General features: G+C 72.9%; 22 protein-coding genes. 7 read left to right on the top strand and 15 right to left on the bottom strand.

Going from position 1 to position 20,103, the window contains the following annotated elements; genetic code table 11:
- Nucleotides 1–464: nitroreductase family deazaflavin-dependent oxidoreductase (locus tag EAO70_RS02865; RefSeq protein ID WP_148001465.1), on the bottom strand; the 464-nt coding region annotated here is incomplete at its 3' end.
- A gap of 51 nt (nt 465–515) precedes the next feature.
- Between EAO70_RS02865 and EAO70_RS02860 the strand changes: the two genes are divergently transcribed.
- The gene (locus tag EAO70_RS02860; RefSeq protein ID WP_187283698.1) at nt 516–719 is read left to right on the top strand and encodes a hypothetical protein; all 204 of its coding nucleotides are present in this window, start codon (nt 516–518) and stop codon (nt 717–719) included.
- Nucleotides 720–852: 133 nt separating this feature from the next.
- On the opposite strand, the gene EAO70_RS02855 is transcribed toward EAO70_RS02860, so the two are convergent.
- Entirely contained in the window at nt 853–2,331 is a 1,479-nt protein-coding gene (locus tag EAO70_RS02855; protein ID WP_315986202.1) for a geranylgeranyl reductase family protein, read from the bottom strand.
- Between the two features lie 333 nt (nt 2,332–2,664).
- On the opposite strand from EAO70_RS02855, the gene EAO70_RS02850 reads away from it, so the two are divergent.
- The gene (locus EAO70_RS02850; RefSeq protein WP_148001447.1) at nt 2,665–4,029 is read left to right on the top strand and encodes a dipeptidase; all 1,365 of its coding nucleotides are present in this window, start codon (nt 2,665–2,667) and stop codon (nt 4,027–4,029) included.
- An 85-nt stretch (nt 4,030–4,114) separates the two neighbouring features.
- Entirely contained in the window at nt 4,115–4,813 is a 699-nt protein-coding gene (locus EAO70_RS02845) for an MBL fold metallo-hydrolase (RefSeq protein ID WP_148001446.1), read from the top strand.
- Nucleotides 4,814–4,867: 54 nt separating this feature from the next.
- Here the strand turns inward: EAO70_RS02845 and EAO70_RS02840 are convergent, their stop codons facing one another.
- Entirely contained in the window at nt 4,868–5,902 is a 1,035-nt protein-coding gene (locus EAO70_RS02840) for an NUDIX hydrolase (protein ID WP_148001445.1), read from the bottom strand.
- Between the two features lie 155 nt (nt 5,903–6,057).
- Between EAO70_RS02840 and EAO70_RS02835 the strand changes: the two genes are divergently transcribed.
- A complete protein-coding gene (locus EAO70_RS02835; RefSeq protein ID WP_148001444.1) occupies nt 6,058–6,240 on the top strand; it encodes a hypothetical protein in 183 nt (60 codons plus the stop codon).
- 105 nt (nt 6,241–6,345) lie between these two features.
- Here the strand turns inward: EAO70_RS02835 and EAO70_RS02830 are convergent, their stop codons facing one another.
- The gene (locus tag EAO70_RS02830; protein ID WP_148001443.1) at nt 6,346–7,290 is read right to left on the bottom strand and encodes an ROK family protein; all 945 of its coding nucleotides are present in this window, start codon (nt 7,288–7,290) and stop codon (nt 6,346–6,348) included.
- A gap of 183 nt (nt 7,291–7,473) precedes the next feature.
- Here EAO70_RS02830 and EAO70_RS02825 point away from each other — a divergent pair, with 183 nt between their 5' ends.
- Nucleotides 7,474–8,547 (top strand): LacI family DNA-binding transcriptional regulator, encoded by a 1,074-nt coding sequence (locus tag EAO70_RS02825; protein ID WP_187283697.1) that lies wholly within the window; start codon nt 7,474–7,476, stop codon nt 8,545–8,547.
- Between the two features lie 48 nt (nt 8,548–8,595).
- Here EAO70_RS02825 and EAO70_RS02820 read toward each other — a convergent pair whose 3' ends face one another.
- The 5 genes from EAO70_RS02820 to EAO70_RS02800 all read right to left on the bottom strand — a co-directional run bounded on the left by EAO70_RS02820 (nt 8,596) and on the right by EAO70_RS02800 (nt 13,147).
- Nucleotides 8,596–9,885, bottom strand: a complete 1,290-nt coding sequence (locus tag EAO70_RS02820; protein WP_148001442.1) for a DUF6986 family protein — start codon at nt 9,883–9,885, stop codon at nt 8,596–8,598.
- Nucleotides 9,886–10,056: 171 nt separating this feature from the next.
- On the bottom strand, nt 10,057–11,019 hold the full coding sequence (locus EAO70_RS02815; protein WP_148001441.1) for an electron transfer flavoprotein subunit alpha/FixB family protein: 963 nt from the start codon (nt 11,017–11,019) through the stop codon (nt 10,057–10,059).
- An 88-nt stretch (nt 11,020–11,107) separates the two neighbouring features.
- Nucleotides 11,108–11,893 (bottom strand): electron transfer flavoprotein subunit beta/FixA family protein, encoded by a 786-nt coding sequence (locus tag EAO70_RS02810; RefSeq protein ID WP_148001440.1) that lies wholly within the window; start codon nt 11,891–11,893, stop codon nt 11,108–11,110.
- A gap of 199 nt (nt 11,894–12,092) precedes the next feature.
- Nucleotides 12,093–12,623 (bottom strand): flavin reductase family protein, encoded by a 531-nt coding sequence (locus tag EAO70_RS02805; RefSeq protein ID WP_148001439.1) that lies wholly within the window; start codon nt 12,621–12,623, stop codon nt 12,093–12,095.
- A gap of 197 nt (nt 12,624–12,820) precedes the next feature.
- On the bottom strand, nt 12,821–13,147 hold the full coding sequence (locus tag EAO70_RS02800) for a TlpA family protein disulfide reductase (RefSeq protein WP_148001438.1): 327 nt from the start codon (nt 13,145–13,147) through the stop codon (nt 12,821–12,823).
- Nucleotides 13,148–13,372: 225 nt separating this feature from the next.
- On the opposite strand from EAO70_RS02800, the gene EAO70_RS02795 reads away from it, so the two are divergent.
- Nucleotides 13,373–14,095 (top strand): lysophospholipid acyltransferase family protein, encoded by a 723-nt coding sequence (locus tag EAO70_RS02795; protein WP_148001437.1) that lies wholly within the window; start codon nt 13,373–13,375, stop codon nt 14,093–14,095.
- A 90-nt stretch (nt 14,096–14,185) separates the two neighbouring features.
- Here the strand turns inward: EAO70_RS02795 and EAO70_RS02790 are convergent, their stop codons facing one another.
- From EAO70_RS02790 to EAO70_RS02765, 6 genes are all read right to left on the bottom strand, one after another.
- Entirely contained in the window at nt 14,186–14,878 is a 693-nt protein-coding gene (locus EAO70_RS02790) for a B3/4 domain-containing protein (RefSeq protein ID WP_148001436.1), read from the bottom strand.
- Between the two features lie 26 nt (nt 14,879–14,904).
- Nucleotides 14,905–15,504, bottom strand: coding sequence for a transglutaminase-like domain-containing protein (locus EAO70_RS02785; protein WP_148001462.1), 600 nt, complete (start codon nt 15,502–15,504; stop codon nt 14,905–14,907).
- Between the two features lie 82 nt (nt 15,505–15,586).
- Nucleotides 15,587–16,666, bottom strand: a complete 1,080-nt coding sequence (locus EAO70_RS02780; RefSeq protein ID WP_148001461.1) for a threonine aldolase family protein — start codon at nt 16,664–16,666, stop codon at nt 15,587–15,589.
- Nucleotides 16,663–17,424, bottom strand: a complete 762-nt coding sequence (locus EAO70_RS02775; RefSeq protein WP_148001435.1) for an SDR family oxidoreductase — start codon at nt 17,422–17,424, stop codon at nt 16,663–16,665. The genes EAO70_RS02780 and EAO70_RS02775 overlap by 4 nt, the downstream gene beginning before the upstream one ends.
- 35 nt (nt 17,425–17,459) lie before the next feature.
- Nucleotides 17,460–18,875 carry a DUF6421 family protein gene (locus EAO70_RS02770; RefSeq protein ID WP_148001434.1) on the bottom strand — a complete coding sequence of 472 codons (1,416 nt, stop codon included), beginning with the start codon at nt 18,873–18,875 and terminating at the stop codon, nt 17,460–17,462.
- A 158-nt stretch (nt 18,876–19,033) separates the two neighbouring features.
- A complete protein-coding gene (locus EAO70_RS02765; RefSeq protein WP_148001433.1) occupies nt 19,034–19,585 on the bottom strand; it encodes a GNAT family N-acetyltransferase in 552 nt (183 codons plus the stop codon).
- 170 nt (nt 19,586–19,755) lie between these two features.
- Here EAO70_RS02765 and EAO70_RS38760 point away from each other — a divergent pair.
- Nucleotides 19,756–20,103: DUF5134 domain-containing protein (locus tag EAO70_RS38760; RefSeq protein ID WP_261992612.1), on the top strand; the 348-nt coding region annotated here is incomplete at its 3' end.

The following is a 20,103-nucleotide window of genomic DNA, read 5'->3' as shown; positions in this document are numbered from 1 at the left end:
GTGATGCGGAAGACCGGGTGCTTCGGGGCGACGGCCCGCAGTTCCGCGTCGGAGGAGTCGGGGCCGACGCCGCCGAAGAAGACGCCGACCTCGGCCTTCCAGCGCTTCAGGTAGGCGCGCAGCAGCACGGGCTTGTCGTCGTCGGAGACCTCGACGGCGGTGAAGTCCTGCACGTGCTTGCCCAGGATCAGCTGCCCGCCGCCGGCGGCCCGCATGTTGTGGGTCCACTGGACGTGGCCGCGGGGGGCCACGAGGTAGCGGTCGCCGTCCACGGTCAGCAGGTTGACGGGGGTGCGGCGCCACTCGCCGCTCTTGCGGCCGCGGACGGCGAGGACGCGGGAGCCCCAGACGCTGAAACCGCGCCGGGTCGCCCAGGCGACCGTGGGGTTGAGGACGTTCACGGTGAACCAGCCGGGCTTCATGACGTGGGCGGCGGGGGTGGAGCCGGTGGGCCGTGCGGACATGGTTCCTCCTGCGGGACGTCCGGCGGCGGGCAGCTGATCCTGGGCAAGCACGTGCAGGACTTCACCGCCGTCGAGGTCTCCGACGACGACAAGCCCGTGCTGCTGCGCGCCTACCTGAAGCGCTGGAAGGCCGAGGTCGGCGTCTTCTTCGGCGGCGTCGGCCCCGACTCCTCCGACGCGGAACTGCGGGCCGTCGCCCCGAAGCACCCGGTCTTCCGCATCACGCCGACGGGCCCCGCCACTCCCGCCGCGTGAAGCCGGCCGGAGCGGCGGAGCCCGTCCGCCTCACCCACTCGATGGACGTCGGCGCGCGCCGACGTCGGGCGCCGGTGCGCGCCCGTGGTCCGATCACTCAGATCGCCGGGAGCCCCCGGACCGCCCGGATCGCTCAGACCGCTCCCGGGGTCTCGGGGGCCTCGGGCTTCGCGGAGGCGTCGACCCGCCGACCCGCGGACGCGCCCGTGTCGGCACCCGAGTCCGTGTCGGCACCCGCGCCCGTCCCGGCCCCGGCCTCCGGCGTCACGTCGGCCGTCGGCTCCGCGGCCGGACCGACCGCCCCGCCCTTCGCCTCTACTGCCTCCGTGGCCTCCTCGGGCGCCGGGCGTTCGCCCTTGCCGACGCCTCGGCCCGCCGGGCCGACACCCGACGAGGTGTCCATGCGCTTGTCGAGGATCTCCAGGGCCCGCCGCGCCATGCCGTTCGAGCGGACCATGCCGCCGAGCGTCGTCGAGCCCCGGGTGATGTCGGCGAACGCGTTCCAGGCGGGGCGCAGCCCGGTGAGGGTCGCGTGCAGCAGTCCCGGCCGCCGCTCGAAGACGGCGAGCATCCGCCGTCCGACGGCCATCTCGACACCGAGGCCCGCCTTGATGGCGAAGGCGTAGTTCAGCGCCTGGCGCCGGGCGTCGACCGCGTCGTTCGCCTCGGCGACCCGCACCGCCCACTCCCCGGCCAGCCGGCCCGAGCGGAGCGCGTACGAGATGCCCTCGCGCGTCCACGGCTCCAGGAGCCCGGCCGCGTCGCCGCAGACCAGGACCCGTCCGCGGGAGAGCGGCGAGTCGTCCGTGCGGCAGCGCGTCAGATGACCCGAGGAGATCGTCGGTTCGAAGCCGGCGAGGCCGAGCCGGGCGACGAAGTCCTCCATGTACCGCTTGGTGGCGGCGCCCTCGCCGCGGGCCGAGATGACGCCGACCGTGAGGGTGTCGCCCTTCGGGAAGACCCACCCGTAACTGCCGGGCATCGGACCCCAGTCGATGAGGACGCGGCCCTTCCAGTCCTCGGCCACGGACGGCGGGACGGGGATCTCCGCCTCCAGGCCGAGGTCGACCTGACCGAGCTTCACCCCGACGTGCGCGCCTATGCGGCTGGCACTGCCGTCGGCGCCGACGACCGCGCGGGCCAGCACGGTCTCGCCGTCCGCCAGGACCACGGCGACGGTCCGCCGGTCCGGGACCGCCGGGCCGTGCTGCTCCACCCGGGTCACCGTGACGCCGGTCCGCAGCTCGGCGCCGGCCTTCTGCGCGTGCTCGACCAGCTGGGCGTCGAACTCCGGCCGGTTGATGAGCCCGAAGAGCATCTTCCGCGAGCGGCGCGTCCGGGCGAAGCGGCCGTCCAGGGAGAAGGTGACGGCGTGCACCCGGTCCTGGAGCGGCAGTTCGAAGCCGGGCGGCAGGCAGTCGCGGGACGGGCCGATGATGCCGCCGCCGCACGTCTTGTACCGGGGCAGCTCGGACTTCTCCAGGAGCAGCACCCGCCGGCCGGCCACCGCGGCCGCGTAGGCCGCGGACGCGCCGCCGGGTCCCGCGCCGACCACCACGACGTCCCAGACCTCGGTGTCCGCGTCGTCGTCCGCGACCTCGGGGGAGGTCACGGCGGCCACGGCGTCCGGGGTCTCCTCGGCCGGGGCCCCGGCGTCCGGCGCCGGGGAGTCCGCGGCCTCCGCGGGCTCGTCCGGCACGGCGTCCGTGAGGCCCTCGGGAGCCGCGCCCCCGGGCGCGGTGTTCTCCGGACCGGCGTTCTCCGCTTGCTCGCTGCTCACGATGTCCTTCTGCTCCTGATCCGACCGGTGGTCTGCTCCTGACGCATCCTACGGCGCGGTAGCCAGAGGCCCGCGCCGTAGGATCGGCGGTGCGTTCGGCGTACCACGACCTACGCCGAACACCGTCCTCACCTTGTCAACGTCGCACCCACCAGGAGCGTGCCCATGACCTCGAATCCGATCGCCGAGACCGTCCGGTCCCTGATGCCCCGGGCCAAGGCCGAGCTCACGGAGCTGGTGGCCTTCGAGTCGGTGGCGGACGAGGCCGTGGCGCCCCGCAGCGAGTGCGAGGGCGCCGCGAACTGGGTCGCGGACGCGCTGCGCGCGGAGGACTTCCAGGACGTGGCGCTGCTGGACACCCCGGACGGCTCGCAGTCGGTGTACGGCGTCCTGCCCGGCCCGGCCGGCGCGCCGACCGTCCTGCTGTACGCGCACTACGACGTGCAGCCGAAGCTGGACGAGTCCGCCTGGCTCACCCCGCCCTTCGAGCTGACCGAGCGGGACGGCCGCTGGTACGGCCGCGGCACCGCCGACTGCAAGGGCGGCTTCATCCTGCACCTGCTCGCGCTGCGCGCCCTCAAGGCGAACGGCGGCGTCCCCGTGACGGTGAAGGTGATCGTCGAGGGTTCCGAGGAGCAGGGCACCGGAGGCCTGGAGAGGTACGCCGAGCAGCACCCCGAACTGCTGGCCTCCGACGCGATCGTGATCGGCGACGCGGGCAACTTCCGGGTGGGGCTGCCGACCGTGACCGCGACCCTGCGCGGCATGACGATGATCCGGGTGGGGATCGACACCCTGGAGGGCAACCTGCACTCGGGTCAGTTCGGCGGCGCCGCGCCGGACGCGCTCGCCGCGCTGATCCGCGTCCTGGACTCGCTGCGCGGCCCGGACGGCTCGACCGTCATCGACGGGCTGCCGGGCGACCAGGTGTGGGAGGGGCTGCAGTACCCGGAGGAGGACTTCCGCCAGGACGCCAAGGTCCTCTCCGGGCTTTCGCTGCCGGGCTCCGGCACGGTCGCCGACCGGATCTGGGCGCGTCCCGCCGTCACCGTCATCGGCATCGACTGCCACCCGGTGGCGGGGGCGACCCCGTCGATCCCGTCGTCGGCCCGCGCCCAGCTCAGCCTGCGCGTACCGCCGGGCCTGGACTCCGCCGAGGTGACCAAGCTGCTCTTCGCGCACATCGAGAAGCACACCCCGTGGAACGCCCGGGTCTCCCTCGAACAGGTCGGCCAGGGCCAGCCGTTCCAGGCGGACACGTCGAGCCCCGCGTACGCCTCGATGGCCGAGGCCATGCGGGTCGCGTACCCCGGCCAGGAGATGCAGACGGCCGGCATGGGCGGCTCGATCCCGCTGTGCAACACGCTGGCCTCGCTGTACCCGGAGTCGGAGATCCTGCTGATCGGTCTGAGCGAGCCGGAGGCGCAGATCCACGCGCCCAACGAGTCGGTCTCGCCGGAGGAGCTGGAGCGGCTGTCGGTCGCCGAGGCGCACTTCCTGGTCAACTACGCGCGCTCGAAGGAGAGCTGACGCCCGGCGGCGTTCAGCGTTCGGCGAAGCTCGCGGAGAGCGTAGAGCGATACGGCGGGCCTGCGCGGCTGCGTAGGTTCGCCGTATGGCATCCCTCGACCCGACCAGGATCACCCCGCGACTGCACCTCCTCGACCACTCCGTCGGCCAGTCCTACCTCTGGCAGGACGACGAGGAGCTGACCCTGATCGACGCCGGCTGGGCCGGCTCGGCCGACGCGACAGCGGCGGCGATACGGTCCGCCGGCCTGGACCCCGGCCGGCTGCGCCGCATCGTGCTGACCCACTGCCACCGGGACCACGTGGGCGCGGCCCAGGAGCTGGCCGACCGGCACGGGGCCGAGATCCTGGCACACGGCCTGGACGCGTCGGTGATCCGGGGCGAGGAGCCGGTGCCGGAGCCCCACCTCCTGGACTGGGAGGTGCCGCTGTTCGCGCACGGGCTGACCGTTCCGGAGGCGCCGCCGACCCGGGTGGACCGGGTGGTCCGGGACGGCGAGGTGCTCGACTTCGGCGACGGCGCGGTGGTGGTGCACGCGCCGGGCCACACCCCCGGCTCCCTCGCCGTCCATCTGCCGCGCCACGGGGTGCTGTTCGCCGGGGACACGGTGGCGTCGGTGCCGGAGGTCATGTTCGGCGTGTTCCACGTCGACCGCGCGCTCGCCGCGGAGTCGATGCGGCGGCTGGCGACGCTGGAGCCCTCGGTGCTGTGCTGCGGCCACGGAGCGCCGGTGACCACGGACACGGCGGCGCGGCTCACCGCGGCGGCGGCAGCGGCGGCCTGACCTGGCGGCCCCGTCCCCCAGGTCTCCGGCCCACCGGGAAACCGGTCCCCGCCGTCAGCCCACCGGGTTTCCGGCCTCCAGGTTGAGCACCGTGCCGCGCTCCCGGGCGCGCAGGGCCCAGCGGAGGCGGCGGTAGCGGACGGGCGGCAGGAGGTCGGCGGCCTCCTCCTCGGTGACGAAGCGCCAGTCGCGGAGTTCGGCGCCGGGAAGGTGGAGGCGCTCGGTGTCGGCGGGGCCGAGCGTGCCGCCGTCGAAGAGGAGCCGGAGGCCGCCGTACCCCGGGGGCTGGGGACGCTCCCAGTCGACCAGCAGGAGGCGGGGCACGGCGTCGAGTTCGTGGCCTATCTCCTCGGCCACCTCGCGCATCCCGGCGCGGGCCGGGGGTTCGCCGGTCTCGACGACGCCGCCGGGGAACTCCCAGCCGGGCTTGTAGGTGGGGTCGACCAGGAGGAAGCGGTCGCGGTCGTCGAAGAGCAGGACTCCTGCGGCGACGGTCTGGCCGGTCGGTTCGGGGGTCTGGACGATGCCGCAGGGGGCGGCGCGTCCTGCCGAGACGGCGTCGGCGACGGCTCGGGCGGCCTCGGCCGCCGTGAGCGCCGAGGTGTCGAGCGTGTACGCGTCCTCGGTGAGCCAGCCGAGCGCGTCCCGGTACGGCGCGAGGTGGCCGTGGCACCAGACGCGGACCCGGGCGTCGACCTCGGGGTCGCCGTACTCGGACCGCCCGTCGATCCGCTGCCGCAGGATCGTTTCCTCCGGGGCGAGCAGCACATGGCGGACATCGATGCGACGGGCGGCGAGCCCGCCGAAGATCTCGTCCCGGTACTCCTGGCGCAGCAGGGTCATGGGGACGACCAGGACGCCGCCGAGTTCGGCGAGCAGGGCGGCGGCGGTGTCGACCACCAGCCGGCGCCAGATCGGCAGGTCCTGGTAGTCCTCGACCTCGGCGAGCCGCTTGGCCGGGAGGAGGCCGCGCAGGCCCCCGCCGGTGACCTCGGGGTCGTACAGCGTGCTGTTCGGGATCAGATCGACCAGTTCGCGCGCGGTACTGGACTTTCCCGCGCCGAACGCACCGTTGACCCAGACGATCACGTTTCCCCCTCTTCGACGGCCCCCTGTGGATTGCCCCCAACACCCTGCCACGAAAACCACGAACGCATGTCCTGGCATATGCGTCCGCGTGGGCATGTGCGTGACACTTCCGCGCGGGCGTCGTTGAGAACGTCGAGCACGAGGGGGTGCGGAGCATGAGCCGTAGGGTTCTGGAGCGCTTTCCGGCCGGTGGCCCGCGGGGCAGTTGGCCGGCGGAGGAGTTCGCCGGCGCGCGACGGGACGAAGGGGTGCCGGCCCGGGTCGTCATGGACCTGGAGTCCGACACCTTCCTGGTGATCGTCGAGCAGCGGACGCCGGAGCGGGTACGGGAGGAGTGATACCCGGGCCGGGTCGAGCGGGGTCGGGTCGGGCGGCCGGGCCCCGGACGGGGCGCCCGGCTGGGCCCGTGGCGGCCGATCGGACCCCGTGGCGGCCGGCCCCGGTCAGGAGGCCGCCGCCGCGGCGCCCAGGAGGCCCGCGTCGGTGCCCGTGAGGGCCGGCACCACGGTCAGGTCACGGACGAAGTCCAGCGTGGCGTACGCGCCGAGGAAGCGGCGCAGCGGGGCGAAGAGGATCTCCCCGGCGCCCGCCACCCCGCCGCCGACGACCGCGATGTCGATCTCGACGAGGGTCGCCGTCGCCGCGATGCCCGCCGCCAGGGCCTGGGCCGCCCGCTCGAACGAGGCCAGGGCGACCGGGTCGCCCGCGTGCGCCGCCGCAGCCACCGCCGCCGCCGAGGTGTCGCCGTCGGGGCCCGGGAGCCAGCCGTTCTCCAGGGCGCGGCGGGCGATGTGCGGGCCGCCGGCGATGCGTTCGACGCAGCCGCGCCCCCCGCAGGCGCAGGGCTCGCCGTCCAGGTCCACCGCGATGTGCCCGATGTGGCCCGCGTTGCCGGTGGGGCCCGGGTGAAGTCTGCCGTCGAGGACGAGGCCGCCGCCGACGCCGGTGGAGACCACCAGGCACAGGGCGTTGTCGTGGCCTCGGGCGGCGCCCAGCCAGTGCTCGGCCGCCGTCATGGCGACGCCGTCGCCGACCAGGGTGACGGGCCGGCCGTCGGCCGCCTTCTGGACCCGCTCGACGAGCGGGAAGTCGCGCCAGCCGGGCACGTTGACCGGGCTGACGGTCCCCCGGTGCGCGTCGACCGGCCCGGCGCTGCCGATGCCGACCGCCGCGGCGGACTCCCACAGGGGCGAGACCGCGAGCTCGGCGAGCACCTCCTCGACCGCGCCCATCACGGTCTCGCCGTCCTCACGCGCGGGCGTGGACCGGCGACTGCGGACGCGGATGCGCCCCTCCCCGTCGACCAGGGCACCGGCGATCTTGGTGCCCCCGATGTCGAGGGCGACGACGAGGCCGTCGGCGGGGCCCGCGGCGGGATCGGTCTGCATGGGCGAGGGGTCTCCAGTCGATGACGGGCGACGGAACGGTGTCGTTCGTGTCCCGTTCCGTACATTCTCCCCTCCCGTGACAACGTTGTCCAGGCCCTATGATGCGAGCCGGGGCGTCGACCGGACACCCTGTACCACCCCCCGCACTTCCGTCGCCCGTCATCGACTGGAGACCCCTCGCCCATGCAGACCGATCCCGCCTCGACGGAGGAACCGCGCACCGTGGCCGACATCGCCCGCCGCACCGAACACCGCTACGGCAACCGGCCCACGATGAAGGACGTCGCCGCGCGCGCGGGCGTCGGCCTGAAAACGGTGTCCCGGGTGGTGAACAGCGAGCCCGGCGTCACCCCCGACACCGAGCGGCGGGTCCAGGAGGCCATCGAGATCCTCGGCTTCCGCCGCAACGACAGCGCGCGGGTCCTGCGCAAGGGCAGGACGGCGACCGTGGGCCTGGTCCTGGAGGATCTCGCCGACCCGTTCTACGGGCCGCTGAGCCGGGCGGTCGAGGAGGTGGCCCGGGCGCACGGGGCGCTGCTCATCAACGGTTCGAGCGCCGAGGATCCGGACCGGGAGCAGGAGCTGGCGCTCGCCCTCTGCGCGCGCCGGGTCGACGGGCTGATCGTCATCCCCGCGGGCGACGACCACCGGTATCTGGAGCCCGAGATCAGGGCGGGCGTGGCCACCGTCTTCGTCGACCGTCCCGCGGGACGGCTCGACGTCGACGCCGTGCTGTCCGACAGCTTCGGCGGGGCGCGCGACGGGGTGGCCCACCTGATCGCCCACGGTCACCGCAGGATCGGCTTCATCGGTGACCGCCCCCGCATCCACACCGCGTCCGAACGGCTGCGCGGCTACCGCTCGGCGATGGAGGACGCGGGTCTGCCGGTCGACGAGTCCTGGGTGTCGCCGGGCTCGACGGAGCCGGAGCGGGTGGCGGCGGCGGTGCGGGGCATGCTGGCGGCCGCGGAGCCCGTGACGGCGCTGTTCGCGGGGAACAACCGGGTGATGGTGACGGTGGTCCGCGCCCTCGCGGGGCACCCGCGGCCGGTGGCCCTGGTGGGCTTCGACGACATGGAGCTGGCGGACCTGCTCGGCATCACCGTCATCGCCCAGGACGCGGCGGCGCTCGGCCGGACGGCGGCGGAGCGTCTCTTCCGGCGCCTGGACGGGGTCGAGGACGCACCGGAGCGGGTGGTGCTCGGGACGACGCTGCTGGCGCGCGGCTCGGGCGAGATCCCGCCGGCGACCGGCTGAGCGGGGCCCGTCGGGGCCGCCGGTCGTGGCGGCCCCGACGGGGTGCGGCTACTCGGCGGAGGCCGTGAGGTCGCCGCGGCGCGGGGCGGCGAAGCGGTCGAGGGCGGCCCGGTCCATGCCGGTGAGCGCGTCGACCTCGGCGGTGTCGAGGGCGCCGCAGTCGATGCCGCGCAGCAGGTAGGAGCTGAGCGCCTTGGCCGTCGCCGGCTCGTCCATGACGTCGCCGCCGGCGTGGTTGGCGTACGCGGAGAGGCGCTTGGCGGCGGCCTCGAAGCCCTCGCGGTAGAAGGCGAAGACGGCGGCGTACCGGGTGGGGATGTGCCCCGGGTGCATGTCCCAGCCCTGGTAGTAAGCGCGGGCGAGGGCGCGCCGGGTGAGCCCGTAGTGAAGGCGCCAGGCCTCGTGGACGTGCTCGGTGGAGCCGACCGGGAGGACGTTGGTGGAGCCGTCGGAGACGCGTACGCCGGTGCCCGCGGCGGCGACCTGCATGATCGCCTTGGCGTGGTCGGCGGCCGGGTGGTCGCTGGCCTGGTAGGCGGCGGAGACGCCGAGGCAGGCGCTGTAGTCGAAGGTGCCGTAGTGCAGTCCGGTGGCGCGGCCTTCGGCGGCGCCGATCATGCGGGCGACGGCGGCGGTGCCGTCGGTGGCGAGGATGGACTGGCTGGTCTCGATCTGGATCTCGAAGCCGAGCCGTCCGGCGTCGAGGCCGTGCGCCTTCTCGAACTCCTCCAGGAGGCGGACGAAGGCGGAGACCTGCTCCGGGTAGGTCACCTTGGGGAGGGTGAGGACGAGCCCCTCGGGAAGGCCGCCGTTCTCCAGGAGGCCGGTGAGGAAGACGTCGGTGGTACGGATGCCCCGGTCGCGTACGGCCGACTCCATGCACTTCATCCGGATGCCCATGTACGGGGCGGCGGTCCCGTTCGCGTACGCCTCCGAGATCAGGCGGGCGGCGCGGGCGGCGTCCTGGTCCTCGCCGGCGCCGGTGTAGCCGTCCTCGAAGTCGACCCGGAGGTCCTCGATCGGCTCGCGCTCCAGCTTGGCCCGCACGCGCGCGTGGACGTCCTCGGCGAGGGCGTCGGAGAGACCGAGGACGGCGGCGAAGGAGGCCGCGTCGGGGGCGTGCTCGTCGAGGGCGGCGAGGGCCTGGTCGCCCCAGGAGCGGATGGTGCCGGCCTCGAAGAGGTTGCCGGGGACGTAGACCGTGTGGACGGGCTGGCGGGTGCCGGGGTCTCCCGGGTAGCGCCGGTCCAGCTCGGCGTCCACCGCCGCGAGGGAGGCGCTGATGCCCTCGCTGACCGCGCCCGCGAGGCTCGTCGACACCTTCTCCTGCTGACCCATCCCAGATCCTCCTCTTTTCCGCTTCACGGAATCAACAATCCGTATGGCGAAGTTAGTAGCCCCTCGGGACCTGAGTCAATGGTTGTCCGAAACGACCGGGGGCCGCGCGGCGATCCTCACCACGCGGCCCCCGGGCCGTACAGAAGCGCAGGTCACACCTGCGGAGCGAGATCAGCCCTTGCGGGACTTGACCTCGTCGGTCAGCTGCGGGACGACGTCGAAGAGGTCGCCCACGACGCCGTAGTCGACGAGGTCGAAGATCGGCGCCTCGGCGTCCTTGTTGATCGCGACGATCGTCTTCGAGGTCTGCATGCCCGCGCGGTGCTGGATCGCGCCGGAGATGCCGGAGGCGATGTAGAGCTGCGGCGAGACCGACTTGCCGGTCTGGCCGACCTGGTTGGCGTGCGGGTACCAGCCGGCGTCGACGGCGGCGCGGGAGGCGCCGACGGCGGCACCGAGCGAGTCCGCGAGGGCCTCGATGACGTTGAAGTTCTCGGCACCGTTGACGCCGCGGCCGCCGGAGACCACGATCGCGGCCTCGGTCAGCTCCGGGCGGCCGGTCGACTCGCGCGGGGTGCGCGCGGTCACCTTGGTGCCGGTGGCCAGCTCGCCGAAGGAGACCGTGAGGGCCTCGACGGCGCCGGCGGCCGGGGCGGCCTCGACGGGGGCCGAGTTCGGCTTGACCGTGATGACCGGGGTGCCCTTGGAGACGCGCGACTTGGTGGTGAAGGAGGCGGCGAACGCGGACTGCGTCGCGACCGGACCCTCGTCACCGGCCTCCAGGTCGACGGCGTCGGTGATGATGCCGGAGCCGATGCGCACCGCGAGGCGGGCGGCGATCTCCTTGCCCTCGGCGGAGGAGGGCACGAGCACGGCCGCCGGGGACACGGCCGCGTAGGCGGCCTGGAGGGCGTCGACCTTGGGGACGACGAGGTAGTCGGTGAACTCGGGCGCGTCGGCCGTCAGGACCTTCACCGCGCCGTGCTCGGCCAGGACGGCCGCGGTGTCGGCGGCGCCGTTGCCCAGCGCGACGGCGACCGGCTCGCCGATGCGGCGGGCGAGGGTCAGCAGCTCCAGGGTGGGCTTGCGGACGGCTCCGTCGACGTGGTCGACGTAGACGAGAATCTCAGCCATGGGACTTCAATCTCCTGCGAACGAAAGAGGGGCGGTCTGAGGGGCGTGCGCGAGGCCCGGACGGACTCCGGACTCGCGAGACTGCCGCTTAGATGAACTTCTGGCTCGCGAGGTACTCGGCGAGCTGCTTGCCGCCCTCGCCCTCGTCCTTGACGATCGTGCCGGCGGTGCGCGCCGGACGCTCGGCGGCGGAGTCGACCGCGGTCCAAGCGCCGGCCAGGCCGACCTCGTCCGCGTCGATGTCCAGGTCGTCCAGCTCCAGGGACTCCACCGGCTTCTTCTTCGCGGCCATGATGCCCTTGAAGGAGGGGTAGCGCGCCTCGCCCGACTGGTCGGTCACCGAGACGACCGCCGGCAGGGAGGCCTCCAGCTGCTCGGAGGCGGTGTCGCCGTCACGGCGGCCCTTGACGACGCCGTTCTCGACGGAGACCTCGGAGAGCAGGGTGACCTGCGGGACGCCCAGGCGCTCGGCGAGGATGGCCGGGAGGACACCCATGGTGCCGTCGGTGGAGGCCATGCCGGCGATGACGACGTCGTAGCCCGTCTTCTCGATCGCCTTGGCGAGCACCAGCGAGGTGCCCATGACGTCGGTGCCGTGCAGGTCGTCGTCCTCGACGTGGACGGCCTTGTCGGCGCCCATCGAGAGCGCCTTGCGCAGCGCGTCCTTGGCGTCCTCGGGGCCGACCGTCAGCACGGTGACCTCGGCGTCGTCCGCCTCTTCGGCGATCTGCAGTGCCTGCTCGACGGCGTACTCGTCGAGCTCCGACAGCAGGCCGTCGACGTCGTCGCGGTCGACCGTCAGGTCGTCCGCGAACTTACGGTCTCCGGTCGCGTCGGGCACGTACTTCACACAGACAACGATCCTCAAGCTCACGCCGGCTCTCCTACTGCATCGTCATAACGGGGCTGCCTTGTTGCTCGCAGCATAGGCGCCTGAAGGGCGGGTTTCCGGTCGGGGCGCCGGACGCCCCGACCGGAATATTACTCGCCAGTACACCCAGTCCGTTACCAGTAAGCAAGCGCTCAGCGATGTGATCTGCCCAACGCGCGGAGAGCGGCGCGCACGGGAACTCTCAGTCGCGCAGCGCGTTGAAGCGACCGTGGTGGTAGAGCAGCGGCCGGCCGGCCCCGTCCGGGTCCCCGGCGACCGCCTGCGCGATCACGATCCGGTGGTCACCGGCGGGCACCCTCGCGACCACGCGGCAGACCAGCCAGGCCAGGACGCCGTCGAGCACCGGCACGCCCTCGGGCCCCACGCTCCAGCGCGTCCCCGCGCCGAAGCGGTCGGCGCCGCTGCGGGCGAAGGTGGCCGCGAGCTCCTGCTGGTGCTCGCCGAGTATGTGCACGCCGATGTGCTCGGCCTCGGCCAGCACCGGCCAGCTGGAGGAGGTCGTGCCGATCCCGAAGGAGAGCAGCGGGGGTTCGGCGGCGACGGAGTTGAGCGAGGTCGCGGTGAAGCCGACGGGGCGTTCGCCGTGCGCGGTGACGACCGCGACACCGGCGGCGTGCCGGCGGAAGACGGAGCGGAGCAGATCGGGCGAGGCCTGCCGGGGCGCGCCGACGGTGGGAACGGCGGCGGGTCGGAGGTCGGGCGTGACCGTCATGGAGTTGTCCTTCTGCGAGGGCGGCATGAGAGAGGTCCGGGGGTCGTCAGACGCCCGGACAGCGCGCGCTCGCGTTGCGTGCCAGGTCCACATGGGTCCGGCGGTAGAGAAGGAGTTCGTGGCTCACCCCGCCAGAGTGGCGATCGTTGCCGCGTGCAGTCAAGTGCGTACCGGATGGTGGGAGAAGTGTCACCGCGTCAGACCGCCCGGCCGAGGGCGGCGATGACGTCGACCCTGCGCGGCTGTCCGGCGGCCCGCCGGACGACCCGGCCGTGCCGGTCGAGGACCAGGACGGTGGGGGTGCAGGCGACGCCCAGGGCGCGTACGAGATCGAGCCGTTCCTCGGCGTCGATCTCCACGTGCCCGACGCCGGGGACCATCGCGGCGACCTCGGCGAGCGTGCGCCGGGTGGCCCGGCAGGGCTGACAGAACGCGGTGGAGAACTGGACGAGGGTGGCGCGCTCCCCCAGCGGCGCACCGAGCACCTCGGGTCCCAGCGTGTCGGTTCCGGGTGTGTCGGTCACCCCTGCCCCCTCTTCCGTCGGCCTTCTCACCTGGTGCAGCGTCGCACGAGGGCGATCGATTCCCGCCACGGCCACCGCGAGTGACGAGAATCTCCCTGTACGAAGCCGCCTGGGCTGGTCTCGGCGGCCCGCATGGGGCACGATCTGCCCAAAGCCGAAAACCTACGGCTGCGTAACTTCGCCGGGAGAACCCTCCCCAGGCACCGAAGGAAGGGTTCCTCTCTGATGGCAGAACTCGTGTATCGGCCGGTCATCGGCGCCGCTCTGACCATGTTCAAGGCGCTTGACCTGAAGATCGACACGCAGGGTTCGGAGCACATCCCGCGCACGGGTGGCGCGGTCCTCGTCTCCAATCACATCAGCTATCTGGACTTCATCTTCACGGGCCTGGCCGCACTCCCGCAGAAGCGCCTGGTGCGCTTCATGGCGAAGGACTCGGTCTTCCGCCACAAGGTCTCGGGACCGCTGATGCGCGGCATGAAGCACATCCCGGTGGACCGCTCGGCAGGCGAGCACGCCTACCGGCACGCGCTGGAGTCGCTGAAGGCCGGCGAGATCATCGGCGTGTTCCCCGAGGCGACCATCTCCCAGTCCTTCACGCTCAAGGGCTTCAAAACGGGTGCGGCGCGGCTCGCCCAGGAGGCCGGGGTCCCGCTGGTCCCGATGGCGCTCTGGGGCACGCAGCGGGTGTGGACCAAGGGCCGGCCGCGCAACTTCAGGCGCAGCCACATCCCGGTGACGATCCGCGTGGGCGAGCCCATGGACGCTCCCACCGACCAGTACGCGGGCGCCATCACCCGACGGCTGCGCGGGCGCGTCCAGGAGCTGCTGGAGGCCGCGCAGCGGGCCTACCCGGTCCGCCCCAAGGACGCGAACGACACGTGGTGGGTGCCCGCGCACCTCGGGGGTACCGCTCCGACCCCGGCCGAGGTCAAGGACGCCGGCTGACGGACGGCGAGGGCGGCACCGGGCCGCCCCGCCGGGCCGCCCTGCCGGGTCGCGCCGCCGAGCCGCCCCGCCGGGCGTCACTCCGGGGCGTCACTCCGGGGCGTGGACCGTGATCCGGGCTCCCGGACTGAGCCCCTCCAGCGACTCCGCCAGCTCGGTCCCCGCCGCCAGGAGTTCGTCCCCGGTCATCGGGGGCAGCGCCTCCAGGAGGAAGAGGGCGTCGGCCGTGTCGTCGTCGATGCGGGTACGGGGGCCCTGGCGCCAGTTCCAGCGGCGGCAGGTCACGCCCTCGTCGTCGCACCAGACGATCTCCCCGGGCTCAGGGTGCTCGACCGTCTCCGCACCGCCCGCGACGGTGACGAAGGGTTCGTCGCCGACGGCGCGGACCAGGCGCATGGCGCCCTTGATCCTGCCCAGGTCCTCGCCGCCGACCGGGACGAGGTGGGCGACGCTCACCGCGTTGTAGGCGTCGACGAGGCGGTTGATCCGGGGCAGCCCGCCGTCGGCGAGCGCCCGCCTGGCGAGCGCCTCCGCGGAGTTGCGGGTACGGGAGGGCTTGGCGCCGAACGCGGTGTACGCGGCGCGCCAGGCGGCGATGTGCGGGTCCTGGTCCGGGGTGCGGCCGTCGAGACGCCCGGCGAGCCGGCGCGCGGCGTCGTCGAGGAGGGCCGAGGAGGTCTCGTCGCTGGGTCCGTTGACCAGGCCGTGGGCCTCGACCACGAGGGCCGTGAAGCCGGGTACGAGGGTGCGCACCTCGTCGGAGACGGTGAGCGTGGGAGTCATGGTCCGCCGTTCGCTGGGGTCCGGGGTCAGAGCTCGGTGGGGAGCGTCCGCCAGAGGGACGGCCGGTCCGGGGCCGCGCGCAGCGCAGCCAGCACGGCCGTAGGCGGTTCAGTGTAGAGCACCGGATAATCCACTTCATTGCACTCCGGGCGGACGGTCCAGGCCAGCCGCTCCCCCTTCAGTGAGAACCGGGCGTCGACTCCGGGCTTGTTCCCGCGCACGTCCTGGCGGGCCCAGTGACGCTCCCCGGGCAGCAGGACGGCCACGAGGCCGTGGATCACCGGGTTCGAGCCGTCGTCGTCGGCGAGCCGCTGGTAGCAGAGGGCGGCCGGGATGCCGTGGGCCCGCAGGAGGGCGGCGTACGCGATCGACTTGGCGTAGCAGATGCCGGTGCGCAGCGCGAGGACGTCGGAGGCGCGCCAGGTGACCCGGGGGTCATCCGCGTCGGCGGAGTGCGGGACGGTGTCGCGCACGTACCGATAGGCCGCTTCGGCGTATGCGTATGCGTCGGGCTGCTCGTCGGCGAGGCGGCGGACGACCGCCCGGACCACGGGATGGTCGTGGTCGACGGCCTCGCTCGCGGCCAGATAGGCCGAGATCCGGGGATTCTGCTGGATGAGCTCCATGGGTTCCATGCGCGTGGAGCGTACGGAGACGGCCGGATGGAAGTCAATGACTTTCCATCCGGCCGCATAGTCATGCAGAGGGTCAGCGCGCCAGTTCTTCCTTGAGCGCCTGGAGGAAGGAGTCCACGTCGTCCTCCGTGGTGTCGAAGGCGCACATCCAGCGCACGTCGCCGGCCGCCTCGTCCCAGAAGTAGAAGCGGAACCGCTCCTGGAGCCGTCGGGTGACCTCGTGCGGCAGCCGGGCGAAGACCGCGTTGGCCTGCACCGGGTAGAGGATCTCCACCCCGTCGACCTCGCGCACGCCGGCCGCGAGCCGCTGCGCCATGGCGTTGGCGTGGCGGGCGTTGCGCAGCCACAGGTCCTTCGCGAGGAGGGCCTCCAGCTGCACCGACACGAAGCGCATCTTCGAGGCGAGCTGCATGGACAGCTTGCGCAGGTGCTTCATGTGGCTGACCGCGTCGGGGTCGAGGACCACGACCGCCTCGCCGAAGAGCATGCCGTTCTTCGTGCCGCCGTACGAGATGACGTCCACGCCCACCGCGTTGGTGAAGGCGCGCATGGGCACGTCGAGCGAGGCGGCGGCGTTGGCTATCCGGGCCCCGTCGAGGTGCACCTTCATGCCCTTGGCGTGGGAGTGCTCGACGATCGCGCGGATCTCGTCCACCGTGTAGACGGTGCCCAGCTCGGTGTTCTGGGTGATCGAGACGACCTGCGGCATCGCCCGGTGCTCGTCCTCCCAGCCCCAGGCCTGCCGGTCGATCAGCTCGGGGGTGAGCTTGCCGTCCGGGGTCGGCACCGTGAGCAGCTTGAGGCCGCCCATGCGCTCCGGCGCGCCGCCCTCGTCCACGTTGATGTGGGCGGATTCGGCGCAGATCACGGCGCCCCAGCGGTCGGTGAGCGCCTGGAGGGCGGTCACGTTCGCGCCGGTGCCGTTGAAGACGGGGAAGGCCTCGGCGGTGGGGCCGAAGTGGCCGTGCATGATCCGCTGGAGGTGCTCGGTGTACTGGTCCTCGCCGTAGGCGACCTGGTGGCCGTCGTTGGCGAGGGCGAGGGCCGCGAGGACCTCGGGGTGGGCGCCGGCGTAGTTGTCGCTGGCGAAGCCCCGGACCGACGGGTCGTGGTGACGACGTGCGTCGGTCCTGGGGCCGAGGGCCGCGGTCACGGCTTGGGGGTCAGCCACAGACGCTGTCCATTCACTTCCTGGGCGGGCTTGTCCCAGAGCCCGGCGATCTCGTCGGCCAGGCCCTTCACGTCGGTGAAGCCCGCGAACTTCGCGTTGGGGCGTTCGGCGCGCATGGCGTCGTGCACCAGTGCCTTGATCACCAGGATCGCAGCCGCGGCCTGCGGGCCGTCGTCGCCCCCCAGCTTGCGGAAGGAGTCGGCCATCGCGAGCGTCCAGGCCTCGGCGGCCGCCTTGCCCGCGTTGTACGCGGCGTTGTTGGCGAGCGGCTTGTGCGCGCCGACCTGGCTCACCAGGGCGTACCGGCCGCGGCCGCCGGCCCGCAGCAGGCCGTCGTGGAAGGCGAGCGAGGTGTGCTGGACGGTGCGGACGAGGAGCTTCTCCAGGAAGTCCCAGTCCGCGATCTCCGTCTCCGTGAAGGAGGAGCTGCCGCGCCAGCCGCCGACCAGGTGGACCAGGCCGTCGATGCGGCCGAACTCCTTCTCGGTCTTCGCGGCCCAGTCGCGGGTGGCGTCGAGGTCGAGCAGGTCGACGGTGTCACCGACGACCTTGGCGCCGCCGTGGGCGTACTCGGCGGCGTCGACGGCCTCCGCCAGGCGCGCCGGGTCGGCGTCGGCGCCGACCACGGTCGCACCCGCCTCGGCGAGGCGCATCAGGGTCGCTCGGCCGGCCGGGCCGGCCGCACCGGCCACCGCGATGACGGCGCCGTCGAGCGGCCCGCCGTTTCCGTTGGCGGTCATGGGCGACGCCTCCTCCGTGTCGTCGGTACGAGCGCTCACGCGGCGGCCCGCTCGGCCTGTCCGGTCCGGGAGGCGCCGGCGGCGGTGATGCCCTTGGTGTCGGCGATCACGCCCTTCAGCTTCTTGGCGAGGGCCTCGAAGAACATGCTGAGGGGAAACTCGTCCGGAAGCACGTCGTCGACGAGCTTGCGGGGCGGGAGGGAGAGGTCCAGGGCGTCGGGACCCTTGGCCCACGTCGAGCCGGGGTGCGGGGCGAGGTAGGTGGAGACGAGCTCGTACGCCTTGAACCAGTGGACGAGCTTGGGGCGGTCGATGCCGTCGCGGTAGAGCTTCTCGATGTCGGCGCAGAGCTGGTTGGTGACCTCGGGGGCACGCTGCCAGTCGATCTTGAGGGTGTTGTCCGTCCAGCGCACCACGTCGTTCTTGTGGAGGTACGCGAAGAGGAGCTGGCCGCCGAGACCGTCGTAGTTGCGGTTGCGGTCGCCGGAGAGCGGGAAGCGGAACATCCGGTCGAAGAGGACCGCGTACTGCACGTCACGGCCGTGGGTGTTGCCCTCGGCCTCCAGCTTCACGGCCTCCTTGAAGGCGGTGAGGTCGCAGCGGAGCTCCTCCAGGCCGTACATCCAGAACGGCTGGCGCTGCTTGATCATGAAGGGGTCGAAGGGCAGGTCGCCGTGGCTGTGGGTGCGGTCGTGGACCATGTCCCAGAGCACGAAGGCCTTCTCGCAGCGCTCCTGGTCGTCGATCATCGCGGCGATGTCGGTCGGCAGCTCGATGCCGAGGGTGTCGACGGCGGCCTCGGTGACCTTGCGGAAGCGGGCGGCCTCGCGGTCGCAGAAGATCCCGCCCCAGGTGAAGCGCTCGGGGGCCTCGCGGACGGCGATGGTCTCCGGGAAGAGGACGGCCGAGTTGGTGTCGTACCCGGAGGTGAAGTCCTCGAAGGTGATCCCGCAGAACAGCGGGTTGTCGTAGCGGGTGCGCTCCAGTTCGGCGAGCCACTCCGGCCACACCATGCGCAGCACGACGGCTTCCAGGTTGCGGTCGGGGTTGCCGTTCTGCGTGTACATCGGGAAGAGCACCAGGTGCTGGAGCCCGTCGACGCGGTCGGCGGCCGGCTGGAAGGCGAGCAGCGAGTCCAGGAAGTCCGGGACGGCGAAGCCGCCGGCGGCCCACGTGCGCAGGTCGGCGACGAGAGCGCGGTGGTAGGCGTCGTCGTGCGGGACGAGCGGGGAGAGCTGCTCGACGGCGGCGGCGATCCGGTCCAGGGTCGTCCGGGCCAGGGCCTCGGCGGGCGCGCCCTCGCGCGCGAAGTCGATGGAGCCGTCCGCGCTCTGCCAGGTGCGGAACTCCTCCACGGCATTCTTGAGCTCGGGCCAGGCGGGGTGGTCGATCACCCGGGCGGAGGCGGATATCGCCCCACCAGTCACGTCCTGCACAAGAATTTCCGTCATGCCTCTTCCTCCACAGGAGAACCTCGCGTTAAGACACCGTAACCATGGACGGTTCTCGGCCACAAGAGGGGGCAAGGGAAATTATCCTGTGCGACCCCCCTGCTCACAGAAGTTTTTCCTGTCAGCCAGGGGGGAAGCCACTCTTCCGTCGCGCTTCTTCAGCTCAGCGGCTTCACCAGGAGCTCGAACTCCAGATCGTCGCGCTGCGGCAGACCGAAGCGCTCGTCGCCGTACGGGAAGGGGGTCATCCGCCCGGTGCGCCGGTAGCCGCGGCGCTCGTACCAGGCGATCAGCTCCTCGCGTACGGAGATCACCGTCATGTGCATCTCGCGGGCGCCCCACAGCTCGCGGACCCGGCGCTCGGCCTCCGCGATGATCTGCTTGCCGAGACCCGCGCCCTGGAGTTCGGGGCGGACCGCGAACATCCCGAAGTAGGCGGCCTCGCCGCGGTGCTCCAGCTGGCAGCAGGCGACGATCGCGCCGTCGCGCTCGACGACCAGGAGCCGGCTGTCGGGCGCGGTGATCACGGCCGCCACGCCCTCGGGGTCGGTGCGCTGCCCCTGGAGGATGTCCGCCTCGGTGGTCCAGCCGCCCCGGCTGGCGTCGCCCCGGTAGGCCGACTCGACGAGCGGCACGAGGGCCGGGACGTCGGGCAGGACCGCCTCGCGGTAGCTGATCCTGCCGGTCTCCTGCGACATGGCGGTGTCCATGTGAACGGGGCTCCCCTCGGGTGCTGACGATCGCCGTACGCGATCGTCCCGAGCCTAACGCCCGTCCCTTTCACTCCCCTCGTACGCCTGTGCGCGCCCGTGCGCCCGCGTGCCCCCGACCGGGCGCGGGCATCCTCCGGGAGGGGACGGCGTCGAGGGGGTGGTGTGCCGTGCACGGACCCGCCCTGCCCGGCTGGCTGATGGTCGCGCTCTGCGCGGTGACGGGCGCCGCCTGCCTGCTCCGCATGCGCGCCCGCTCCGGGGAGGAGCGGCGGACGGCGGGCGGCGAGGCGCTGATGGGCTTCGGGATGGCGTCGATGGCGCTGCCGACCGCGGCGCTCTCCCCGCCGGAGTGGAGCTGGGCGGTGTACGCGGCGGTGTTCGGCGCCGCCGCGCTGCACGGTCTCGCGGCGGTCCGGCGCGGCGGGCGCCATCTGCACCACGTCGTCGGCTCGCTCGCCATGGTCTACATGGCCGTGGTGATGGGGGCGCCGGGCGCGGGGGCGCACGCGGGGCAC

Origin of the sequence: Streptomyces sp. adm13(2018) (assembly GCF_008042145.1) — a bacterium.
In the GTDB taxonomy this organism is placed as follows: Bacteria; Actinomycetota; Actinomycetes; order Streptomycetales; family Streptomycetaceae; genus Streptomyces.
The sequence above is the reverse complement of the archived record's forward strand: the minus strand, read 5'-3'. Positions and strand labels throughout refer to the sequence as shown.

Bases quoted from the DNA above. Each gene is read 5' to 3' on its own strand.
- EAO70_RS02845 (WP_148001446.1), top strand. From the start codon at position 4,115: ATGGCATCCCTCGACCCGACCAGGATCACCCCGCGACTGCACCTCCTC.
- EAO70_RS02770 (WP_148001434.1), bottom strand. From the start codon at position 18,875: ATGACGGAAATTCTTGTGCAGGACGTGACTGGTGGGGCGATATCCGCC.
- EAO70_RS02765 (WP_148001433.1), bottom strand. From the start codon at position 19,585: ATGGACACCGCCATGTCGCAGGAGACCGGCAGGATCAGCTACCGCGAG.
- EAO70_RS02785 (WP_148001462.1), bottom strand. From the start codon at position 15,504: ATGGAGCTCATCCAGCAGAATCCCCGGATCTCGGCCTATCTGGCCGCG.
- EAO70_RS02850 (WP_148001447.1), top strand. From the start codon at position 2,665: ATGACCTCGAATCCGATCGCCGAGACCGTCCGGTCCCTGATGCCCCGG.
- EAO70_RS02830 (WP_148001443.1), bottom strand. From the start codon at position 7,290: ATGCAGACCGATCCCGCCGCGGGCCCCGCCGACGGCCTCGTCGTCGCC.
- EAO70_RS02775 (WP_148001435.1), bottom strand. From the start codon at position 17,424: ATGACCGCCAACGGAAACGGCGGGCCGCTCGACGGCGCCGTCATCGCG.
- EAO70_RS02815 (WP_148001441.1), bottom strand. From the start codon at position 11,019: ATGGCTGAGATTCTCGTCTACGTCGACCACGTCGACGGAGCCGTCCGC.
- EAO70_RS02825 (WP_187283697.1), top strand. From the start codon at position 7,474: ATGCAGACCGATCCCGCCTCGACGGAGGAACCGCGCACCGTGGCCGAC.
- EAO70_RS02790 (WP_148001436.1), bottom strand. From the start codon at position 14,878: ATGACTCCCACGCTCACCGTCTCCGACGAGGTGCGCACCCTCGTACCC.
- EAO70_RS02835 (WP_148001444.1), top strand. From the start codon at position 6,058: ATGAGCCGTAGGGTTCTGGAGCGCTTTCCGGCCGGTGGCCCGCGGGGC.
- EAO70_RS02795 (WP_148001437.1), top strand. From the start codon at position 13,373: ATGGCAGAACTCGTGTATCGGCCGGTCATCGGCGCCGCTCTGACCATG.
- EAO70_RS02805 (WP_148001439.1), bottom strand. From the start codon at position 12,623: ATGACGGTCACGCCCGACCTCCGACCCGCCGCCGTTCCCACCGTCGGC.
- EAO70_RS02820 (WP_148001442.1), bottom strand. From the start codon at position 9,885: ATGGGTCAGCAGGAGAAGGTGTCGACGAGCCTCGCGGGCGCGGTCAGC.